The 21,983-nt window shown below is 42.4% G+C and carries 16 protein-coding genes and 2 pseudogenes; 8 read left to right on the forward strand and 10 right to left on the reverse strand.

The window, feature by feature from the left end; all coding sequences use genetic code 11:
* Positions 1-39: 39 nt before the first annotated feature.
* From E0E47_RS10095 to E0E47_RS17620, 7 genes and pseudogenes are all read left to right on the forward strand, one after another.
* A complete protein-coding gene (locus E0E47_RS10095; protein WP_130893577.1) occupies positions 40-2,253 on the forward strand; it encodes a peptidase domain-containing ABC transporter in 2,214 nt (737 codons plus the stop codon).
* A gap of 3 nt (positions 2,254-2,256) precedes the next feature.
* Positions 2,257-3,618, forward strand: a complete 1,362-nt coding sequence (locus tag E0E47_RS10100) for an HlyD family secretion protein (RefSeq protein ID WP_130893578.1) — start codon at positions 2,257-2,259, stop codon at positions 3,616-3,618.
* A gap of 103 nt (positions 3,619-3,721) precedes the next feature.
* Positions 3,722-4,900 carry a hypothetical protein gene (locus tag E0E47_RS10105; protein WP_130893579.1) on the forward strand — a complete coding sequence of 393 codons (1,179 nt, stop codon included), beginning with the start codon at positions 3,722-3,724 and terminating at the stop codon, positions 4,898-4,900.
* The gene (locus E0E47_RS10110) at positions 4,890-6,011 is read left to right on the forward strand and encodes an RNA ligase (RefSeq protein WP_130893580.1); all 1,122 of its coding nucleotides are present in this window, start codon (positions 4,890-4,892) and stop codon (positions 6,009-6,011) included. The genes E0E47_RS10105 and E0E47_RS10110 overlap by 11 nt, the downstream gene beginning before the upstream one ends.
* Before the next feature lie 4 nt (positions 6,012-6,015).
* A complete protein-coding gene (locus tag E0E47_RS10115; protein ID WP_130893581.1) occupies positions 6,016-7,131 on the forward strand; it encodes an NUDIX domain-containing protein in 1,116 nt (371 codons plus the stop codon).
* Positions 7,112-8,560 carry a TolC family protein gene (locus E0E47_RS10120; RefSeq protein WP_130893582.1) on the forward strand — a complete coding sequence of 483 codons (1,449 nt, stop codon included), beginning with the start codon at positions 7,112-7,114 and terminating at the stop codon, positions 8,558-8,560. The genes E0E47_RS10115 and E0E47_RS10120 overlap by 20 nt, the downstream gene beginning before the upstream one ends.
* Before the next feature lie 31 nt (positions 8,561-8,591).
* A pseudogene (locus tag E0E47_RS17620) lies at positions 8,592-8,747 on the forward strand (ABC transporter permease); the annotation flags it as partial.
* A gap of 159 nt (positions 8,748-8,906) precedes the next feature.
* On the opposite strand, the gene E0E47_RS10130 reads toward E0E47_RS17620, so the two are convergent.
* From E0E47_RS10130 to E0E47_RS10140, 3 genes are read right to left on the reverse strand one after another with little or no spacing between them, the layout of a single operon-like run.
* Entirely contained in the window at positions 8,907-9,929 is a 1,023-nt protein-coding gene (locus E0E47_RS10130; RefSeq protein WP_008628304.1) for an HNH endonuclease, read from the reverse strand.
* The gene (locus E0E47_RS10135) at positions 9,910-11,163 is read right to left on the reverse strand and encodes a DNA cytosine methyltransferase (protein WP_008628305.1); all 1,254 of its coding nucleotides are present in this window, start codon (positions 11,161-11,163) and stop codon (positions 9,910-9,912) included. The genes E0E47_RS10130 and E0E47_RS10135 overlap by 20 nt, the downstream gene beginning before the upstream one ends.
* Positions 11,153-12,226, reverse strand: a complete 1,074-nt coding sequence (locus tag E0E47_RS10140; protein ID WP_008628306.1) for a DNA cytosine methyltransferase — start codon at positions 12,224-12,226, stop codon at positions 11,153-11,155. The genes E0E47_RS10135 and E0E47_RS10140 overlap by 11 nt, the downstream gene beginning before the upstream one ends.
* 708 nt (positions 12,227-12,934) lie before the next feature.
* On the opposite strand from E0E47_RS10140, the gene E0E47_RS10150 reads away from it, so the two are divergent.
* Complete coding sequence (locus E0E47_RS10150) at positions 12,935-14,278, forward strand: VapE domain-containing protein (protein ID WP_130893583.1); 1,344 nt, start codon at positions 12,935-12,937, stop codon at positions 14,276-14,278.
* Positions 14,279-14,285: 7 nt separating this feature from the next.
* On the opposite strand, the gene E0E47_RS10155 is transcribed toward E0E47_RS10150, so the two are convergent.
* From E0E47_RS10155 to E0E47_RS10185, 7 genes and pseudogenes are all read right to left on the reverse strand, one after another.
* Positions 14,286-15,212: a hypothetical protein gene (locus E0E47_RS10155; RefSeq protein WP_130893584.1), complete on the reverse strand. Its 927-nt coding sequence runs from the start codon at positions 15,210-15,212 to the stop codon at positions 14,286-14,288.
* Positions 15,213-15,225: 13 nt separating this feature from the next.
* Positions 15,226-16,667 (reverse strand): annotated as a pseudogene (locus tag E0E47_RS10160) (MBOAT family O-acyltransferase).
* A 36-nt stretch (positions 16,668-16,703) separates the two neighbouring features.
* The gene (gene murI, locus E0E47_RS10165; RefSeq protein WP_008626362.1) at positions 16,704-17,549 is read right to left on the reverse strand and encodes a glutamate racemase; all 846 of its coding nucleotides are present in this window, start codon (positions 17,547-17,549) and stop codon (positions 16,704-16,706) included.
* Positions 17,546-18,076, reverse strand: coding sequence for an OmpH family outer membrane protein (locus E0E47_RS10170; protein ID WP_232038400.1), 531 nt, complete (start codon positions 18,074-18,076; stop codon positions 17,546-17,548). The genes murI and E0E47_RS10170 overlap by 4 nt, the downstream gene beginning before the upstream one ends.
* Positions 18,077-18,252: 176 nt before the next feature.
* Positions 18,253-18,750: an OmpH/Skp family outer membrane protein gene (locus E0E47_RS10175; RefSeq protein WP_008626365.1), complete on the reverse strand. Its 498-nt coding sequence runs from the start codon at positions 18,748-18,750 to the stop codon at positions 18,253-18,255.
* A 56-nt stretch (positions 18,751-18,806) separates the two neighbouring features.
* Positions 18,807-19,322, reverse strand: coding sequence for an OmpH/Skp family outer membrane protein (locus E0E47_RS10180; RefSeq protein ID WP_008626367.1), 516 nt, complete (start codon positions 19,320-19,322; stop codon positions 18,807-18,809).
* Between the two features lie 18 nt (positions 19,323-19,340).
* Positions 19,341-21,974 carry a BamA/OMP85 family outer membrane protein gene (locus E0E47_RS10185; protein WP_008626369.1) on the reverse strand — a complete coding sequence of 878 codons (2,634 nt, stop codon included), beginning with the start codon at positions 21,972-21,974 and terminating at the stop codon, positions 19,341-19,343.
* Positions 21,975-21,983: the final 9 nt, after the last annotated feature.

Below are 21,983 nucleotides of genomic sequence, written 5' to 3' on the forward strand. Positions count from 1 at the left end.
TTCTTTTGCTATCACCGAAATCTGACAAATAAAGAACCCATGTTTTTCCATAAGAACTTTCCTCATACCCGTCAATTAGAATCCAAAGATTGCGGTCCGGCATGCCTGCAAATGATATGCAAATATTACGGAAGTTTCTATGAGTTGGAGTTTTTACGTGAATTAACAGGAATAAGAAAAGAAGGTATTTCGGTCTATGATTATGTGGTAGCCGCTGAAAAACTCGGCTTGAGAAGTCAGGCTTTCAGCATGTCATATTGGAAATTCAGAAATGAAATGCCCCTACCTTGCACCGTGCATTGGAAAGGACATCACTTTGTCGTGGTTTATAAAATCACATCAAAATATATCTATGTTTCAGACCCACAAACAGGATTGGTAAAATATACCCTAAAGGAATTTGCACAAGGTTGGCTGGGACATTTGGAACCTGTACCCGGAAAAAATTATAAAAGGGGGATTTGTATTGCGACGGAACTTACAGACCGATTCAACCAAACCAACCATCCGAAAAAGCAATCCGGCTATCTGGATATGGCAAAATATTTATGGACTTACGTGAAACCCTATAAAAAAAGCGTACTGAAAGTTATCATGCTGATGTTTGTCATTACTTTTATCAGTGCTTTGTTCCCGATTATCACGCAATCCATCATAGACATCGGCATCCCTGCCAAAAATTTTAATTTCATCACGCTGATGCTTGTATCCAGTTTGGTATTGACAATAGGCAATGCTTTAGGAAATTGGATGAAACAACTTATCAATACCCACTTTGCAGCCCGCATCAAGTTGGGAATGCAATCTGATTTCATCTCCAGATTATTTAGCCTGCCAGTGTCTTTCTTCGAGACAAGACTGATGGGGGATATTATGCAACGCAATTACGATTATGACCGTTTGGAGGGTGTCCTGATGGGAGGGGTTTTTGACTTTGTTTTGGGCATTTTCCAACTATTCCTATTCGGCAGCATCCTGTTCTTTTACAACAAAACTATATTTTGGATTTTTGTAGTAGCAAGTTTGCTCTATGTGGTATGGGTTTTGTTTTTCTGGTCCATTCGGAAAAAGATGGATATCCGGTATTTTTCTTATCTGGCCAAGAATCAAAGCCATTGGGTAGAAATGTTATCTAAGATTGCAGATATCAAAAGCTACAACTATGGAATGGCCAAACGTTGGCAATGGGAAAAAGTACAGACTAAATTGTTTAAAACACGGATCAAATTATTGAATGTAGACCAAATCCAAAATACAGGTTCTATATTATTAATGTCATTTAAAGCCCTCACATTAATATATGTGGCCTCGCTTGCGGTAATGGAGGGGGAAATGACTATTGGAATGCTGATTGCCGTACAATATATATTGGGACAAATGCAAGTCCCAATGGAAAGCCTGATAAATTTCATCATGTCCATACAACTGTCAAACCTTAGCTATATGCGCATAAATGAAATCAGCTCCATTACTCCCGAAGAACCCATACACAAGGAAGAAAATACAAACATGACGGACTACGACCAAAACTTATGTTTGAACAATGTATATTTTAAGTATAATATCAATGACAATTATGTACTAAAGAATGTCTCATGCTTGTTTCCCAAACACAAGATTACCGCATTAGTAGGAGAAAGCGGCTGTGGCAAATCCACTCTTATCAAACTATTGGGAGAATTGTATATACCCACGTCCGGTTATCTTTCTTTAGGACAAATGCATCTGCCATCTATCTCTTTAGAAGAATGGCGCACACAATGCGGTATACTGACGCAGGACAGCACTTTGCTGAATGACACCATATTAAATAATATATTATTGGGAAGGGAACTTGACAAAGAGCGTTTGTTTGATGCCGTAAATACGGCTAACATTAAGGATGAGATAGAAAAAATGCCTTTGGCTTATCAAACCCGCATCAATGAAACCGGAGGCGGAGTGAGTGAAGGACAAAAACAAAGGATTTTATTTGCGAGAGCCATATATGGCCGTCCTCAATATCTTTTCCTTGATGAATTAACAAGCTCTTTAGACCCCAACAATGAAATGAATATCATAGAATCAATCAAAAACCGATTGGAACATCCGACGATTGTAATTGCAGCCCATCGGCTGTCTTCTGTGAAAGAAGCAGACCAAATTCTGGTAATGAAGGACGGGCAAATCATTGAAATAGGGAACCACGAATTTCTAATGAAGAAAAAAGGAGAATATTTTAGATTATTCAACCGGCAATTGATTACGGCATGAAATATGGATAAGTATATAAAACATACGGAAGATTTTTATGAAGTGGCAAACCGCGAACCGGAGAGCTACACATCTTCGATTGTATATGGCCTGTTCTCTTTTGTGTTACTAATTATCCTATTAAGTTTCATAATCAAAGTACCTAATATAGTGCAAGCAGAAGTGCGTGTGACATCTACACGCCCACCTACGGTATTAAAAGCACAAGTGGATGGAAAAATCGTAATGTTGGCAAAAGGATTACCCAAAAGATGCCACAAGGGTGAGTATGTGGCATTGGTGGAAAATCCTGCCAATTACAAGCATGTGCAGAAAATAAAAGATTGGCTCCAACATGTAAATATCTGGAATACAGATTTAGAGATAGACACATTAGTGGAATCTTCCTTCCACTTGGGTACAATGGAAAACTCCTTTTATGCTTTACTAAAAGCTTATGTTCAATACAAGATTATAATGGGAAACACGAATAACTTTCATCATGAAAAAGCCTTGATAGAACATAATATAACCCATGGCCGAATGGTGATAAACAATAATCTTGAACTATTAGGTATTTATAAAGAGGAACAATCCATACGTAAAGCTGTTTTTACAACAGATTCGGCTTTATTCCAACGTGAAGCCGTGCTTAAAGACGATTTGGATAAAGCTTATTTAGACTTCCTGAACATCAAGGGTAAAGTCATATCAAGTTACCATAATATAAATGAAGCAAAACTGTCTATCCAAGAAAATGAAATAAAAAAATTAAAGCTAAAAGACGAAAAAGAAATTGCTGTCACTGAAATACGTCTGGCCTTAGGAGAGGCTTACCACAAATTGATAGCAGAAATAGAAAATTGGGAAAACCTATATGTATTCAAGGCTCCCCACGATGGAATTCTTGAATATGCTAATATCATTTCTGATGGAATGTATATAAGTACAGGCGAAATGGCATTCAATTTCATTTATGAGAAAAATACTTATTATGGAATCGCTATGCTTCCTGCCAATGGTGCCGGGGATGTCAGAGTCGGTGAAAAAGTCAATATCAAAGTCGATTTATATCCATATCAGGAATATGGAGTCTTAAACGGAGTTGTCTCGGACATATCCCTTAATTCCGTGGAAAAAAATTATCTGGTCTATATAAAATTACCCAATGGAATAGTAAGCGAACAGGAAAAAGAACTGTCCTTTGCTGAAACGATGTATGGTACGGCTGAAATTGTAACGGAAGAGAAGCGATTGATAACCAGTTTATTTTATAAAATATCAACACTATTGACAGATAACGGGCCAGATACAACAATCCCATCAACAGATAAAACACAAAATCCATCGGAAAAAATAAATCCAGAATACCCTTTGCACTTTTAAATTTAAAATTATGGATACTATATTTTGTCATATACAGGATATAATAAGAGATTGCGAATGCAATTTCACCTATTATTCCTCGATACTGTTTTTAAAACAGAAAATGAAAAATGGCCATATAGAATTAATATCAATCCAAAATACAGGTAATGGGAAAAGATCGCTCAGAGAGTATAAAATTAATGACAGACATTACATCGTATATTCATTGGATCTGACATTTTGCTTGTATTTGCTTCTTAAAAAAGATGCTATCTATGCAGCTATTTTCACGAAAACTATATGTATTGTAGATAAATTGGGAATGGCCCGGGAACTTTTATTGGGAGTGGAAGTTATGGACAAGCCTATTTATGGATTGGAAAACAATTTAAGTTTAAACCAAATAGAGAAAGCCATGTCGTCCATATTCCAAAAAGAACGGGAAAATGAGTTTTGTGTCAGATTCTGCAATGTATCAGATACGAAGAGTTTTTATTCCAACATATTTTACCCCTTGGCAAATGAAATAAAAGACACTCTATCAAACTGTAATTTATTGTTCCAATACGATACTGATGGCAGACAGAAGAATATAAATGTATCTTTCTTTTTTATAAAAGAACAGAATATAGGCAAGTTAGTGGAAAAATTACAAATGTTCCTATACAATCATTCTCCTGAGTACCAACTGCAATCCATCCATATACCTTACGTAAGAGAACATAACAGCATAGAACATTTTGGAAAAGAAATATGGGAAATAACAACATCGGCTCTTTCCACCATCCAATACCCGGCCATATCAGAAACCAACATTGAAAAGGATGAAATTGAAAGCCTTATAACACATCTAATTGTTATCTATATCTTAACTGCTAAGTTTTTTTATCAGGATATAGATGCCTTCTATAAAGTCAACAATCAGCTTTATGAACATTTACTGCATGAACATGCTTCGGATGTATGTTCTTATGCATTGAACGTATTACAATGGCACGCCATAATCGGAAAAATAGAAAGAGAACACAATAATCTTTCAAAACAGAATATGAAAAGTTTATATTCGAATTATACGGAGATGCTGAAAGCCTGGGACATGAAAGAACAAATAGGTTTTGACCTTTATCAAGAAAAACTCTTTTTATTGTGTAAGAAAATAAAAGAACAAGGCATCGGTATTAAAAACAAGGACTCTATTTTTATAAGTTATACGGAGCTATTGCTAAACAGCTACGATATTCCTGCATATTATAAAGCCTATATTATATACACCATAAAATTTATGATAGATGAATTTTGATTTAAACTTATTACGACAATATACAGAAAAAACCAATGTATGTTGCGAGAAACACCCTGATGCTGATTTATATCTATTTGGATATTATAAAGACAATGGAAACGAGAAGCCCATGATTTGGGACGATATCAGTATCCATTGCCGTGGCTTAATTGTAAATGGAAAAGGGGATGTTGTGGAACATCCTTTTCCTAAGTTTTGGACTTATCGCCAGTATCTGAGCCAAAACGCAGTGCTGCTAAGCGAAGACAAAACAATGGAGATCCCGAAAGGCAAACGACGCATTTTAGAGAAAGTGGACGGAACTATGGTAACCCTTTATTGGATGGGTGAAAAACCGTATTTAGCCACACAAAGATCCTTTACGAATATAAAAGCACTGGAAGCAACCAAGATTCTATATGAGAAATACAGTCATCTATTCGGCCGCTTAGATAAAAGGTATACCTATATTTTTGAAGCCATATATCCGGAAACAAAAGTATTGATTGACTATGGGAATAAACGTGACTTGGTTCTAATAGGAATGATTGATAAAAACCATAATAAAATACTCGAACTTCCGGATATAGGATTTCCTACATGCAAAGATTATACGGATTTATATGGGCATATCACTAATTTTGACGAGTTAGCAGCCTTGAACCTGCCTAACCAAGAAGGCTTTGTGATTTATTTCGAAAATGGCACCATGATGAAGTTAAAGTTCCCATGGTATCAGGAAGCACATAAGTTACTGGATTTCCACTTCAATAGAGACAAGGCTTTTTACAGAAAATCTCTTGAACTTCAACGCATATTAAAGAAGGTTCCCTTACGTATATCTACAATGGATATATGGCATGCATTAAAGAATGGAGATTCAGAACTCATTTCTATAAAAGGCCAAGTCCCTTCTTATTATAAACTTATGGGATTTGATTATTGGCTTCGACAAGAAAAGGAGTACATTATTAATTTATTCAATCTAAAAAAAGACATATCCTTTGAAAATGCGAAGGTAATAAACATAAACTATTTCGACATTAATGACAGAATGTCAAAACCCCATATATATGAAACCATTGTATGGAATTGGGAAGACAGGTATTTGAAAGAAAAATTGTGGTAAAACTATGTTGATTTCTGTTGGATTGGTTATACTGTACGAAGAGAAGATTCTATTGGTACGGCAAAGAAAAGATCAAAATGGCATGCATCTGTCTATACCGAAAGGAGGCATGAAAACAGGAGAAGGGCTTTTAACCACAGCCATCCGGGAGACCTATGAAGAAACCGGAATAAAAATGACCATGGACAAAATTATTCCTGAACCGTATTTAATAAGCCAGAACAATGAAACTTTCCAAAGGCGGATAATTTACTTTGTGACAAGATTGGAAGAAAAAGCGGATACTTGCCCCATTGATACAGATGAAATCTCGTGGGCCGGATTCTTGCCATACAATGAGGCTGAACAGAACTTGCAAATAACACAACAATCTGTATTAATGCACTTGAATCCAAAACGAATACCTCAAAAGTTTATGGAATGGCTATGTTTCAAAGGTATAATAAGGAAAGAACACCACTATGAAGACCATAAACTGTGTATATATGATTATACACCTTTATGCAAACAATACGAATTTTGGAATGAAGTAACCTTATGGAGCAGGGGGCTTATCGCCGATTTACAAGGAAATATCTTATACCGACCCATGAAAAAATTCTTTGAACTTCATCAATTATACAAAGAATTTATCCCGAATGGAAAAGAGGTTTTTGAATTATATGAAAAAAAGGACGGTGTATTAGGATTATTATATTGGAAAGATGGATTCCCATTTATTGCCACGAGAAACTCGTTCATATCCAAACAAGCCATTTTGGGAACTTCTATTTTATATCGAAAGTATGCACATGCATTTAGCTCATTAGATAAAGACTTGACTTATTACTTTGAAATCGTTTCTCCAGATACAAGAAACATTGTTAATTATGGTTCGTGTGAAGACCTCTTTTTAATAGGTGCTTATCATAACCTGTTAAATAAAGAAATACACCTATCAAAACTTTTGCATTTACCTTTTCCTCGTGTGGAGCATTTCCCTTCCCATGGTAATTTAAAAGAACTTTTGCTATATGACAGAATAAATGAAGAAGGATTTGTTGCTGTATATGCAAATTGGAGAAGAATAAAAATAAAGTTTGCAAATTATAAAAAACAATATGCTGAAAAATATTTATAGTTTATTAGGATGTATATACTGTTTTTCCATAAACATCTATGGACAAGTGAGGTTTTCATTAGAAGATGCCTTGCGGTATATAGAAACGACTACTGAATATAAACAGTTACAGTATGACTCAAAGTACCATGAGTTATATTATAAGATTTTTGATGCTAACTTATTACCTCAAATACGCTTAAATGCGTCTTTGCCAGATTATCGGAAAATGATCTCAATAGTTACTCAACCGGATGGAAAGGATGCCTATGTAAGCAGACGGTATGCAACGACAGGAGTTGGACTACAGATACAACAATTGTTGCCATTTACAGGAGGGACATTGACTTTTTCCTCCAATTTAAACAGGTTGGACAATTTTAATGTCGGATATAAAGACCATTCATATTATTTCAATTTGGGTAATATTTCCTATTCGCAAAATCTTTTAGGGCCGAATTTGTACAAATGGGAAAAAAAGAAAAATGAAATAAGTAAAAGTACTGAGCGTGTAAGGTATTATCAAGGAATAGAGGCTGCAAAGTACAAAATAGTAAATGCCTTTTTCAATCTATTGATAGCACAAAGGGAATATGATTTATCCCAAGAACAATTAGAACTTTCTCGTTTCATTTATGAACAAGCCGTAAGTCTATATAAATTCAAACGAATCTCTAAAGAAGACTTATTGGAAGCCGAGATTGAGTTTATCAAATCCAAGAATAATATAAACGACTTGGATTTAAAAGAAGCCAGAAGACTTTTTCAACTGTGTATAGGACTACATGGCGATTTGACCCCAATAGTTTACTTTGATGATAAAACGATACAGGCATGCAGTTTAAATTACAAAATGCAAAACGTTATTAATGCGGCCATAGAATACAATTTTAAGTTCCCAAATAAGTTGGAGATAATGAACCACTCTATAGAATTAAAAAAGCTAAAACAAGAACGTGGCCCCATACTGACCTTATCTTTGGGTTCTGGATACAACTCTCAATTTGAGGCATTTTCAGACATCTTAGACGAAAAAGCTTCCAGCATGATAGCTTCATTGTCAGTAGATGTCCCGTTGTTTGATGGCAACATATATAAAAATAGAAAGAAAATAGCCGAAGTAGAACTAATGAAGTTAAAGGAAGACATCAAACATAAAATAGAAAACGCAAAAATAGAATATGAGAAAGACCTATTAGATATGAATAGAATACTTTACGGAATTAATCTGTACGACCAAACATTGGCACTGGTTCAACAACAACTGGACTTGGTGAAATTACATGCCAAACACGGCAAAGTTGATATGCAAAAAGTCATAAAGGCCAAAATGGAACAAATGGAAAATTTCATAGCCTATAACAAGTTAATTCGTAATTTCTATTTATGTGTCTATAAATATAGGCAATTAGCTTTAATTGATATTCGGACAAATGAAAAGTTATATTGACGTGAGTTCGATATAAAATTAAAACCCACGTACCTTAGGCAACTCCTCCGGCAGTTTCGTCGTGGATGCCTACCCCGTCAGTATCCACCTGTGGGATGTCGTCATCGTATTCTTTACCGTATTGTTGGTCAGCTATGGTGCATTATGGTACCCCGTAAGATACTTGAGCAAAAGGTTGCTCGAGTGACGATTTTACATAACTGTACTTCCCGTTCTTATCCCAACCTGCATAAACACCAAGGTGTATTTACGTTTTTACTTTAAACCACCTTTAAAACGCCAATACCATAATGACAAGCATCGGCATGTCTTCATGTCATTTACGCCATCCTAACAAGTTAAGAATTCACATCCTTCTACTACGTATTTGACGGAATGTTCCAAACACATTGTCTCTGTGATATTGGAGAAACCTTGGCAATGGACGGAAATATTCAACCTGCGGTATGAATATCTTCTTCCCATTATATTCATTCAAGTATGAATCAGTGGCAAGAACGTCAGCATGCACAATGACCGTATAGTCGTCTTCTATTGTGAAGAAACCCTTATCAAAAACACAATGCATGTCCCGACTCATAGCAATACCATTACAAGGGAGAAAACTACCCTTATGAGCTTGCGGCATAATATGAGCGGCTTCCAGATTGTTAAACCCATTGCATGATATAACCCTGTGGGTAATGGCACATCTTTCCCCGTAGGCCATCATCACAAAGTCATGGAAAGTACGGCTGTTGAACAGTTCTGCGCCCATGGAAGCTTCTATTTCAGAAATAGCCATGGCATCTATTACCTGTTTTTGCTGCGTCTCAATCGCATTTACAACCCGGTTGTCTCCAATGACTGATGCCGATTTAGTTGGTAAGTGAAACTCATGGTCAAAGGTTGGTGCAGAATCCCCCTCCCATACCCCATAAGCCTTTCCATTCAGTTTCTGATTCCAAAAGCTGTAATATGGCGAAGTGGCTTGAAATATATGCAACACATAAAATGTAACATCTTGCTCCCTACATTTCATCATTACCACAATATCACCTGGCATGAACAATGTTTTTTCATTATCCAATTTACCATTCAAGTAGATTCTTGACTCGTCACGGGGTTGGCCGTCAACCAATGCCGTATCAACATGCTTTGAATTATGGTAGACATATTGCGCATAGATGATTTCATCAGAATGTTCTGTCAAAATCGGAAGCGCCGTACAATCATTAAGTATAGTAGTCGACAAATGTGGGAAGAAACTATAAAATTCCTTTGAGATTAACATATAACGTCCTCTATGGAATTGCCAACCACCACCCTCCTTTGGCGTAGGAGACCCCATCTCTTGCCTCCCCAACCGTTTAATGAAAAATTCTGCCATCTTCGTAATTATCAGTATATAATTTATATAGAGCCTCTGCTATTATTTTAGAAAAGTCAACAGGTACTGCATTCCCAATCATTTTGTATTGGTACATTGCCGCACCCAAAAATTCAAAATCGTCCGGGAATGTTTGCAAACGAGCCGCTTCCCTTGGAGTAATCGACCGAGCCTGTTCAGGGTCTGGATGGATATGCCGCATACCATCCTTGAAAAGATGTGCAGGAATGGTATTACTGGGTTCGTTTTCCCTCAATACATAATATTTATGTATGTTGCTCACTTTTCCTGTAACCTCTGTATAAAGTTTCTTCAAGCGTTCAATACTGACATACTCCCTTTTGCCACTCTTTATGTCCTCGGCAAGCAACTTGAATACGGCTATATCCCTCGCATTATGAAAGCGAGGAATATGATTCGTAAAATATCGTGTATCACGTTGCATGTGTGACATCTTAGATTTCCCCTCCTTCTTCGGAAATTCCAATGGATACAGCGCCGGCAAATCAGAGATTGCATCGTGGACATTCCTTGCTTTCCCTTTTAGGGAAGGCAATATGCATGTATAGAATGAATCAAGCATCTTACCACATTTATCTCCAAACAGGCCCTTGGATATACCAAGGATGATTACCCTTTTACGGTGTTGGGGAATACCATAATCAGCCACATCAAACAGGGCAGTTTTGAAATTGGGCGTAACCACGTATCCCGCCCCATTAAAAGCTTCTGATATCCTACTTGTAATCAATGTACCATCGGGTGCTGCACTTAACAACCCTACCACATTTTCAAACACAAAAAACTTAGGCTTAAAATATTTGACTATTTTGACATAGCATTCAAACAGATAATTTCGGTAATCATTGCGCATACCATGTTCGTCGCGTATACGTCCGGCCAAAGAATATGCTTGGCATGGAGGGCCTCCAATTATGACATCAACAGCCCGCCCTCCTACCAGATTTTCCAACCCTTCATGCAAACCATATACCGGGTCATCAAAACCATGTATAAGTTCTTCTGTACGTTGGATATCAAAGCGCACCACAACATTATCCGCGTCATTATACCCCCAAGCTGTTTGCAAACGATGCTTAAGAGTTTCACGGGGAGCCCTTTCCCATTCCACGGCTCCTATTGTATGATAGTGGCCTGACTGGAGGAACCCCTCCGTAAGCCCCCCGCAACCTGCAAAAAGATCAAGCGTGTTTAAAACGACATTACGTTTCATAAGGCATGTAATCCAAAAGTTTTGTAGCCAAAGCTTTTGCCATCAGGACAGGAACAGCGTTACCCACTTGCTTGTTTTGTTGCCCTCTATTACCCAGGAACACAAAATCATCAGGAAATGTTTGTATCCTTGCACTCTCTCGTACCGTCGGACATCGGTTATATTTATAATGGAACAAATTCCGGTGCCCAGTATCAACTGTCCGGGCTGGCTTTTTACTGTTGAGCCGTGTCCAAGCCATGTGGAATGTCCGGCTTTCACCCACACCTGAAGGTAAGTCCTTGTAATTCCCCCCATCTGGCACAAGGGCTATGACATCCTTGACAAATTGCTTATGATTGATTGCCGTATGATTGTATAAGGTCGTACAAGCTCCTCTCATCAGTTTTTGGAAATCATTCAAAGGCTCCATTTCATACTTACCCACTTCTTCCCCCAAAGTATCAACAAGTGCAGGCAAGTCACTTATGGCATCCTCACAGGTTAGATAATTATCCGGTAACCGATAAGGAACCGGAAATTCATAAGAAGCTTTTGAATCCCGAAGGCCAATGAAGACCAACCGTTTCCTAATTTGAGGAACCCCATAATCTGCGGCACACACAATTTTGCACGACACCTTATACCCCATTTGGGTAAACCTCCTTATAATCTCTTCCTTTACAGCTCCACCATACAGGTTTGCCATACCAGGAACATTTTCTATGAGAAATGCCTTGGGCTTGAAGCGTCGCACCGTTTCAATCATAGCGAGGTAAAGTTTATTGCGTTGGTCATCAATATTACGAGGACCTGTCAGACTAAACCCTTGACAAGGGGGACCACCGATTATAATATCGACCAAACGACCGTCAACAGCATCAACTATGGCATCAAAAGACTCTGGCTCTGAAAGGTCTAATCTCAAGCCTACCGCACCGTTGTGATTGTAACTGAATGTATTCAAGGCACTCTGCTCAAAGTCAACCCCAACGAGTATATTGTATCCAGCCTCTTCAAATCCCTTTGAAAGACCTCCACAACCACAAAACAAATCCACGACATTGTACTTTTTGTCAGCCATTTATAACACAAGCTACAACCTCACAGTACTGACTGGCGACCAACCATTTGCGACCATGAAGGATTTTTAAGACAGTTTTATTCAATTACTCTTTTATTACTGGTCTGTTCGTCTACGACAAGACGAAATTGGATTGCAAAGTTACTCAAAAAACACGAAAAGCACTAATCCATAAAGAAGTTTAAGTTAAAAAGAACAAGAGCAACAAAAACAAACAAACTATATATTAACAAAGCCACCCATAAAATCCTTTACCTGAAACTATTGCCCAATAGAATACAAAACCGCCCGTACATCCTGCGCCAAACGATCTTCCGTTCTGCTGCAAACGATTTTTCAATCCGCCGAGAACGGTTTTCAGCTATGCAGACATCCATTTTACGGGCTTTGCTGTACCGGATACCGGGTAAAAAGGATGCGTGAATGTTTTCCGGAGGGTGTTCTTCCCCTCACCAACTTCCCACAAACAGTTTTTTGCCCGGAAAGGTTCGCATCCTTCAGACGCCCTCTGTACCAACGCCTTAAGGTGAACTTTCTGACTTCACATCCTTCACCGGGATTTCACCGGAAAATGAGGAAACAGCATACTGGCTCCGATTTACAAATATAAATCACCTGGTAATCAACAGGGTTACGGTGAAGGACTTGACAAGGGCTTTTCCATTTCGTATATTTGCAAACGAGAAAACACCGAAAACACAAAGCATAATGGACTTCAAGAAAATCGCGCATGCCGCCGTCTGCAGGTGGAATGAAAAACGGCATGCGGACAAAACGGCGGACACCCGTCGTACCAACTTACCGGAAAACGGAAACTCCACTGCCCCACAGGACAATACCCTTCCCGAAACAACGGGGGACATCCTCCGGGTAGCGGAAGCCGCACCCGCTGTCCGTGAGACGGCATCCCTAAAAGCCGCCAACCTCGAATCCGCCCTCGGCAGCTTCCTTGCCGGACGATACGGGTTCCGCTTCAACGTGCTCACCGGAGCCACGGAATTCCGCTGCCTGCCTGATAAGGAAAACGGCACCTTCCGGCCCGTCACGGAACGCGACCTGAACGCCGTATGCCTCGAAGCGCACCGACACGGCATCGACTGTTGGGACCGCGACGTGGCACGCATGGTGCACTCCGCAGACGTACCGGAATACCATCCCTTCCGGCAGTATTTCCAACGGCTACCGGCATGGGACGGGCGCGACCGGCTGCACGACCTGGCCGCCCGCGTGTCGGACAGCCCCTTGTGGATACAAGCCTTCCACCGGTGGATGCTCGGGTTGGCCGCGCAATGGGCAGGTCTCTCCGACGGACTGCACGCACACAGCACCGCGCCACTGCTCGTCAGCGACGAACAGGGACTCGGGAAGTCCACCTTCTGCCGCGCCCTGCTGCCACCGCAGTTGCAGGCCTACTACACCGACAGCGTCGACCTCGCACGTCCCGACAAGGTGGAACGGCAGCTCACCGAGATGGGGCTGCTGAACCTGGACGAGTTCGACCGCATACCCGAGAAGAAGCACCCGCTCCTGAAGAACCTCATGCAGCTCTCTGCCCTCAACCTGCGCAAGGCATACCAAAGGCATGGCCAAGCCCTGCCGCGCATCGCCTCCTTCATCGGCACCTCCAACTCGCGCGAACTGCTTTCCGACCCTTCGGGAAGCCGCAGGTTCATCTGTGTGCTCGTGGAACATCCTGTCGACTGCACGGGCATCGACCATGCGCAAATCTACGCCCAGCTGAAAGCGGAACTGGAAAACGGGGAACGGTACTGGTTCAGCCACGGGGAAGAGAACGCCCTGCGGTTGCACAACGCGGCTTTCTACCGCATCTGCCCGGCCGGGGAGGTGTTGCGCCGCTACTATCGTGCGGCTCAGCCGGGCGAGAAGGTACGCCCGCTTTCGCTGCCCGAGATATTCGCACGGCTGCGACGGTTGGAACCCGGGGCGATGGCAGGCGTGACGCTGCCCAAACTGGCGCAAGCCCTCGTGACCGCAGGGGTGCAGAAAGTGCATACGCATTATGGGAACCGGTACCGCGTGGCGGAATTGTAACTTTGGCTTATACCCCCATATCCTCCCGAAGGATTTGGGAGAAATTCCGCGCCCCGACATCGGCACTCAAATGATTCCCGTCATAAAAATCATCATCTGAAAAACGCGTGTCACCTAAATAATCCAACCAACGGACATTAGGATATTCAGAAGATAGTTCGGACAATCCGTTACGGAGTCGGATCAACGCACAGGAATCCAACCTCGCATAATAATCTTCATGCACAGGCGGTGCCACTATCCACAACTTTATTCCCTTTTCCCTGCACATCTCTGCCAAACGGCATATCCGTTCCATATTGCGGCCATAGCGCACCCCGTCCTTGTCCGACTGTACCAAGCCATTGTGCCCGGCAACCACAGAAGCAATCTTCTCCCGCCAATCAGCAGCCCGTTCCGACAAATCGAAGCTATGGTCAAGTCCCAATGAGTCGCACAGCATAGTCTGCCCGTGCAACAGATAGAACTTCGACCATTTTCTCAATGAACGGGCACCGAGAGACAACAATTCACTATGCGGCAAAAAATCATCTTCCAAATGGATATCCAAATAGATGCCATGCTCCACAATACTCCATTCATCCGTCTCCACGTCATCGTCACTCCACAACGTATGGTAACACACTCCCAATATCACGTTTTCAAGCTCCGGCATATATTCCTGATATTGCCCGAACATTTGGAGGTTAAAACGCAACCATTGACCCGAAACAGCCAGATTATAAGTCCCGGACGGGAAACAAGAAGGAGCAATCCCGCACTCTGCCACGGAACTGCCCAAGACCAAGGTCTTGATATGCCTCCCTTGTTCTTCCATCAAACTCCGTTTGAAAGCATAAGTATTCGGTACACGGCGCAGCATGCACTCCATGCCTATGGCCAAAGCCAATAAGAAAGAAGAAAAGAACAATACATTCACAATGAACCGTTTCATGACTTCTTATTATTTAAAATTGGAAATAAATGAACTCTTCCTGTTGCCCGGACAACAAGAACGTCGCAATGAAAACCACGTAATAAAGCAACCAACGTACAGCCCTGTACTTAAACCAACCACCGGCGCCGATTTGCAACCCGTGCTGCTTACCCCTCTGCAACCACTCGACACATAAGAGGATGCCTATATAAATCAACGGGTCATTCCCATGAGCCGGAAGCCTGAACGTGAAATGTGTAAACATCCTGGCAATATATTCCCATGCCTGCCCTATCGTCTCGGCCCTGAATATCACCCAACCGAGAACGACAAGCAAGAATGTCATCAGCATCTGTAAGGCCTCTTTTACCGTAGGCAATATGCGCCCCTCGGCCACACCGTCCACATGTTTACGGTTCTTCCCGAAATAAAGCAAGGGGAAGAATAGCATGGCATGGTACGCCCCCCAACACACGTATGTCCAGTTAGCCCCGTGCCAGAATCCACTGACCAGAAAAATCACAGCCGTATTGCGCATGACTTTCCACCTCGCACAACGGCTTCCTCCCAAAGGTATGTAAATATAATCACGAAACCATGTGGTCAAGGAGATATGCCAACGCCTCCAAAATTCGGCAATGTCACGTGAGAAATAAGGATAGCTGAAATTACGCATCAAATCCACCCCGAAAAGGCGTGCCGTACCGATAGCTATATCGGAATATCCCGAAAAGTCGCCATAAATCTGAAACGTGAAAAACAATGCACCCAAGAACAGTTGCATGCCGTCGGCGGTCTGGTAATTGGCAAAAATCTCATTCACGGCATCGGCACAATTATCTGCCACGACCATCTTCTTGAACAGCCCCCAAAGAATCTGCCGCATCCCGTCTACTGCCGCCGCATAAGAGAATACCCTGGGCTTTAAAAACTGCGGAAGGAGGTGGGTCGCCCTTTCTATCGGACCGGCCACCAACTGCGGAAAAAAACTGATAAATGCAAAAAAGGCCACCACATCGTGGGTAGGAAACATTTTACGGCGATACACGTCAATCGTATAACTCAAAGCCTGGAACGTATAGAAACTGATGCCCACCGGCAAAAGGATGTCCCGGGTCACCCAGTCTACTTCCCAACCCAACATTCGGAAAAAAGCTGCAAAGTTCTCTCCAAAAAAGTTATAATATTTAAAATATCCCAGAATAAGAAGGTTCAATAGGATATTTCCTCCACATATCCATTTCCGCCTCAACGGATACGTATCATACTTTGCCAATAAAATGCCGCTGAAATAACTACAGAATGTAGTCAACGCCATTAGGAACAGAAACCGCCAGTCCCACCATCCATAGAAAACATAACTGGCCGCAACTATAAAAATATTCTTACACTTACCCCCCCCCCTAAAATAAGCCAATACACTGTAAATACAAGAGGGAGGAAGAACAAAAACTCAATCGAATTAAATAACATACCAAACTCCCATATCTATCTTATCACCACTATTTTTTATTCCAACACCACGCGCTCGGCTTCCACATGTTGACGAAGGAAAATGGAAGCTGATTCCGTAAATTTGTCAGGGCTTTCCGTGGTCAGGAAACGGCACGTGCCGCTTTGCGTACACAACGTTTCTATTTCCGTATGGCGTTGCAGGTAATCCTTCAGGCTATAGGCCACGTACTCTCCCTGGGGGACGATACGCACATTACGAGGAGTGTATTTCAGAATCTTGTTCAGCAACAAGGGATAATGCGTACACCCCAAAATAATGGTATCTATCGCAGGGTCTTTCCGGAGCAGGTTGCCGATGCGCTTTTCCACAAAATAATCGGCTCCGGGTGAATCGTATTCGTAATTTTCCACTAATGGCACCCACATGGGACAGGCTTCCCCGCTCACGGCAATGTCGGGATAAAGTTTCCGGATTTCCAACGGATAGGAACCGGAACTGATAGTACCTGATGTGGCTAAAATTCCTACGTGACGGCTATGGGTTATCTGCCCGATACATTCTGCCGTAGGACGGATGACACCCAACACGCGACGCGTCTCCCCCTCCATTTTGGGGAGGTCGTTCTGCTGAATGGTTTTCAAAGCTTTGGCCGAAGCCGTGTTGCAAGCCAATATCACCAGATGGCAACCTAAGTCGAAGAGTTTCTGCACGGCTTCACGCGTAAACTCATATACGACCTCGAACGAACGAGTCCCGTAGGGTGTGCGGGCATTATCCCCCAAATAAAGATAATCATACTGCGGCATCAACTGGCGGATCTCATGCAGGATGGTCAATCCGCCGTAACCGGAGTCGAACACTCCGATAGGCCCCGGCTTTTCAGTTAAAGCAACTTTCATGGTTCGACACTAATGGGCAACTGAAGCTTTTCTTTCACATAGTTCGTCACATCGTCGGCCATTGCGGGATTGATAAAAGGACAGGTATTACCGTCCGTATTGATAATATAGGCATACCCTCTTTCCACACCTACGGCACGAATGGCTTCGTTCAACAAGTAAAGCATGTCGGCCTGCAAATCCTTTTCCGCCTGCACGAGCAACTTCTGTGACTCTTCCTTAAAACGGATACTCTTGGTCAACAGGTCTTGCAGTTCATGCTGACGTTTCAACAAGATGTTCTCCGGAAATTCTTTCTGTCCTTGAAGGAATTCCGCAAACTTCCGTTGGAATTCTTCCTCACTCCGTTGGGCTTCCTTATCATATTTAGACTTCAAGCCCGCCAACTTTTGCCGGGAAACCTCATATTCGGGCATAGCCTGAAATATGGCATTGTAACTCAGATAACCGAATTTGCCCTGCGTAGCCTGCGCCTTGACCGAGAAAGGCAATAACAAAAAAGAGAGACACAAGACTAACTTATTCATTTTTCGCATCATGAACCGTATATTATTATACCGTAACAAAGGTATTCATTTTTATGTTCATACCGATAAAAAACAGCCTTTTTTTCTCGGAAAAACACATTTGCAAATAAAAGGCTTCCCCGGCAGCAAATGCCACCGGGGAAGCCTGTATGCGAAAAGCACGAAAAATATCCCGCTTATTTCAAGCCCAACTTTTGCTTGATGTCAGCCGTCACATCCGTACTCAACGTCGTGCTGATATAAGGGATACCCGCCGAAACGTCCATGATATAAACATAGCCGCCCTCTGTCCCAATCTGCTTGATAACTCCCAACATCTTGTCGGAAATAGCCTGCATCTTCTGCTGCGAAGTCTCTTGCAAAGACTTTTGGTTGTCCTGATAGCTTTGTTGAATGCGGTTGTACAAATCCTGCAACTCAGCCTCACGACGCTGACGCACATTGTCCAACAGGTTTGCCTTCTCCTTGTCGTACTCCTCAGACTTTTTCTTCAGTTCGTCCTGCATACGTTTCAGGTCGTTCTCATACTGAGCCTGGAGCTGTTGGATTTCGGTCTGCGCCGTAGTATATTCCGGCATGAGTTGGATAATGGCACTTGAATCGAAATGGCCAAACTTCTGTGCAAAGATGCTCATCGGTACGAGCAACAATGCCATTAAAATCACTTTTTTCATCTTAATGTCTATTTTTTATATTATTATTTTTCATATAGCATGCAAATGTACGAATGTTAGTTGGAATATCCTAATTTCGCCAGTACTTCATTGCTTATATCTATCTTCGGAGAGGCAAAAATGATACCCGTATCGGACGCACGGTCCAAAATCAACGAATACCCCTTACTGTCCGAAAGGTCCTTTACGGCATTGTATATCTCATCCTGGATGGGAGCCATCAGGCTTTCACGTTTCTTGAACAACTCACCTTCCGGACCGAAATATTTCTTCTTCAACTCGGCAGCCTCCTTTTCCTTGGCTACGATTTCCTCTTCTTTCTTGGTTTTCTGTTCCGTACTCAGGAAGACGGCCTCACTTTGGTAATTCTTATATAAAACCTGTGCCTCTTCCGTCAATGCGTCCACCTCGGCCTGCCATTTTTTGGAGACTTGGTTCAACTGCTCGCTGGCACGCTCGTATGCCGGGATATTCTTCAGGATATACTCCATGTCGACCAACGCGAACTTCTGTGCCATTGATTGTGCGCCCACTATCATGAGCAAACACAACAAAGTGAATAACTTTTTCATCTTTCTTCTGTTTTTAAATTAGAATTCTTGTCCCAAAATGAAATGGAACTGGCTTCCGCCATATTGTTTGGAACCGAAGACATCATCGAAACCGTATGCCCAGTCGATTCCCAACAGACCTACCATCGGCAAGAATATACGCACACCGACTCCGGCTGAACGTTTCATGTCGAACGGATTGAAATCTTTCACGCTCGACCACGCATTACCGCCTTCGATGAAGGTCAGCGCATAGATGTTCGTTGAACCTTGCAGCATGAGCGGATAGCGCAACTCCAACGTGAAACGGTCGTAGGCATAACCCGTATATCCGCTTGGAGTCAAAGAACCGTTGTCGTAACCGCGCAAACCGATAGTTTCGGTAGCATACGTCGTAGAGTAACCGGACATTCCGTCTCCCCCGACATAATAGGTTTCAAACGGCGACTTCTTATACTTGTTATAAGCTCCCAACAACCCGAATTCCACACGGGTCATCAACACCGGGCATTTCACCGCACTGCTCAAAGCCGTGTAGGTGCGGAGTTTGAATTTCCATTTGTGATACTCGATCCATTTGTACTTCTCCTGCATCTCACGGTCGTAACTTGCGCTTTGGTAGTTGTTCGCGAGATTCTTGTAATCCTTGTTGTCAAACAAAGAATACGGGGGCGTCAATCCTACGGATAATGTAAACTCAGAACCTCGACGCGGATAAATCGGATTGTCCGTAGAATTACGGGACAATGCCAGATTCAACGCAATGTTATTGCAAGAACCATTTGCAATGAGGAAATAATTCCAATCTTTCAAAATATACCGTTGGTAAGAGAGATCGGCCGACAGTTGGAAATAATCGTCCGGCCAACGTAAACGCTTACCCCATCCCAACGACAAGCCGAACAGTTTCACGTACGAATCGGGGTCGAGGAAATTCTCATAATAGTTATACCCATTCGTACCATAACCATACAGGTAATTATAGTAACTGTTATAGTAAGAGGAGTTGTAATAGTTGTCGCTCACGTCTGTCTGCTTAGAGAAGAAAGCCGAGAACGACAAGGCATTAGGACGCTTGCCTCCGAACCACGGATTCATATAGTTGACACTGTACGACTGGTAATACTGCCCGTTCGTCTGTCCGCTGATACTAAACGTCTCGCCGTTACCCTGCGGCAGCACACCCCGGCGGAGCCCACCTTTTGAAAATAAATTGGCCAAACAGAAATTCGAGAACTTCAAGCCGATTTTTCCAATCACACCCGTCTGCCCGTAACCTAAAGAGAACTCTATCTGGTCGTTCGACTTCGACACCAATCCCCAATCGATGTCCACCGTACCGTCCGACTGCGAAGGAACGACCTTCGGGTCAATCTGTTCCGGGTCGAAATGCCCCATCGAAGCGATTTCACGATAGGAACGTTCCAAAGCCTCCTTGCTGAACAAGTCACCGGGTTTGGTACGCAACTCACGGCGAACCACGCTCTCGTACACACGGTCGTTACCACTGATGGCGATGTGGCGTATCGTGGCCTGCGGCCCCTCGAAGATACGGAGTTCCAAATCTATCGAGTCGCCGTCGATATTCACTTCCACCGGATCCAACCGGTAGAACACATATCCGTTATTGTAATAAAGATTACCCACGGCATCCTCGTCGGTCGACGTGCGCTCCTCCAGTTTCGTCTGGTTGTATACGTCTCCTTTCTTCATCCGCAACAAATTGTTCAATGTTGTCGTGGGATAAATCGTATTGCCGACCCATTCAATATTGCGCAGATAGTACCTTTGGCCTTCTTCCACCTTCACATACACGTCCACCGTCTTCTCATTATGAGGCACCACGCTGTCTTCCAGAATCACGGCATCCCGATATCCCAGTTCGTTATACTTCTTAATCAGGTTTTCCTTGTCTTCCTTGTACTTTTCCTCAATAAATTTCTTCGTACGGAACCAACTGCCGGGACGTCCTTTCTCGTTGGTCTTCTTGAAAACGCCCGGAACGAACATCGTTCCTTTTATCTTCTTCGTGCTCAAAGCATGGTTCCCCTCGATCGTAATGGAGTGTATCTTCACCTTCTCTTTCTTGTCGATGCGGATGTCCACGATGGTCTTGTCCGGTGCGGCCACATCATCCCGCTGCAAAATCTCGATTTCGGCATTCTTGTATCCCTTTTCATCGAAATACTTTTTAATCAAGAACTTCGCACGGTCTATCATGTTCGGAGTGAGCTGGTTGTCTTTCAACAGACCGATACGGTTTTCCAAATCTTCACGCTCTCCCTTTTTCACACCGCTGTAATTGATCTGCGACACACGCGGACGCTGTGTCAGCTTGATGCAAAGGAAAATCTTGTCTTCCACCACGCTATCCGCTTCTATCGAAACATTCGAGAACAAACCGTTACGCCAGAAACGCTTGACAGCATCAGTTATTTCTTCCCCCGGAATATCGACTTTCTGGCCGACCGTAAGCCCAGACAACCCGATAAGCATATAATCGTCATAGTTCTTTGCTCCCTCCACGGAAATTCCTCCGATAGTGTAGGAACGGGGCACACGGGAATATTCTACGGTTGGCTTGATTTGTTTTTCTCCCGTTTGAGCTTGCACGGATGAAATACCCGTACCCAATATTAATAATGTAAGGCAGATGCTCTTTACTGTTTTCATACGTCGGTG

This window comes from Paraprevotella xylaniphila YIT 11841 (genome assembly GCF_900683745.1).
GTDB classification, from domain to species: domain Bacteria; phylum Bacteroidota; class Bacteroidia; order Bacteroidales; family Bacteroidaceae; genus Paraprevotella; species Paraprevotella xylaniphila.

What these genes read in the sequence shown, in the direction of transcription:
- E0E47_RS10170 (WP_232038400.1), bottom strand. Translation starts at nt 18,076, where the DNA reads ATGAATAAGTTAGTCTTGTGTCTCTCTTTTTTGTTATTGCCTTTCTCG.
- E0E47_RS10140 (WP_008628306.1), bottom strand. Translation starts at nt 12,226, where the DNA reads ATGGCTGACAAAAAGTACAATGTCGTGGATTTGTTTTGTGGTTGTGGA.
- E0E47_RS10175 (WP_008626365.1), bottom strand. Translation starts at nt 18,750, where the DNA reads ATGAAAAAAGTGATTTTAATGGCATTGTTGCTCGTACCGATGAGCATC.
- E0E47_RS10135 (WP_008628305.1), bottom strand. Translation starts at nt 11,163, where the DNA reads ATGAAACGTAATGTCGTTTTAAACACGCTTGATCTTTTTGCAGGTTGC.
- E0E47_RS10155 (WP_130893584.1), bottom strand. Translation starts at nt 15,212, where the DNA reads ATGAAACGGTTCATTGTGAATGTATTGTTCTTTTCTTCTTTCTTATTG.
- E0E47_RS10120 (WP_130893582.1), top strand. Translation starts at nt 7,112, where the DNA reads ATGCTGAAAAATATTTATAGTTTATTAGGATGTATATACTGTTTTTCC.
- E0E47_RS10150 (WP_130893583.1), top strand. Translation starts at nt 12,935, where the DNA reads ATGGACTTCAAGAAAATCGCGCATGCCGCCGTCTGCAGGTGGAATGAA.
- E0E47_RS10185 (WP_008626369.1), bottom strand. Translation starts at nt 21,974, where the DNA reads ATGAAAACAGTAAAGAGCATCTGCCTTACATTATTAATATTGGGTACG.
- E0E47_RS10180 (WP_008626367.1), bottom strand. Translation starts at nt 19,322, where the DNA reads ATGAAAAAGTTATTCACTTTGTTGTGTTTGCTCATGATAGTGGGCGCA.
- E0E47_RS10110 (WP_130893580.1), top strand. Translation starts at nt 4,890, where the DNA reads ATGAATTTTGATTTAAACTTATTACGACAATATACAGAAAAAACCAAT.
- E0E47_RS10130 (WP_008628304.1), bottom strand. Translation starts at nt 9,929, where the DNA reads ATGGCAGAATTTTTCATTAAACGGTTGGGGAGGCAAGAGATGGGGTCT.
- murI (WP_008626362.1), bottom strand. Translation starts at nt 17,549, where the DNA reads ATGAAAGTTGCTTTAACTGAAAAGCCGGGGCCTATCGGAGTGTTCGAC.
- E0E47_RS10095 (WP_130893577.1), top strand. Translation starts at nt 40, where the DNA reads ATGTTTTTCCATAAGAACTTTCCTCATACCCGTCAATTAGAATCCAAA.
- E0E47_RS10105 (WP_130893579.1), top strand. Translation starts at nt 3,722, where the DNA reads ATGAAAAATGGCCATATAGAATTAATATCAATCCAAAATACAGGTAAT.
- E0E47_RS10100 (WP_130893578.1), top strand. Translation starts at nt 2,257, where the DNA reads ATGGATAAGTATATAAAACATACGGAAGATTTTTATGAAGTGGCAAAC.
- E0E47_RS10115 (WP_130893581.1), top strand. Translation starts at nt 6,016, where the DNA reads ATGTTGATTTCTGTTGGATTGGTTATACTGTACGAAGAGAAGATTCTA.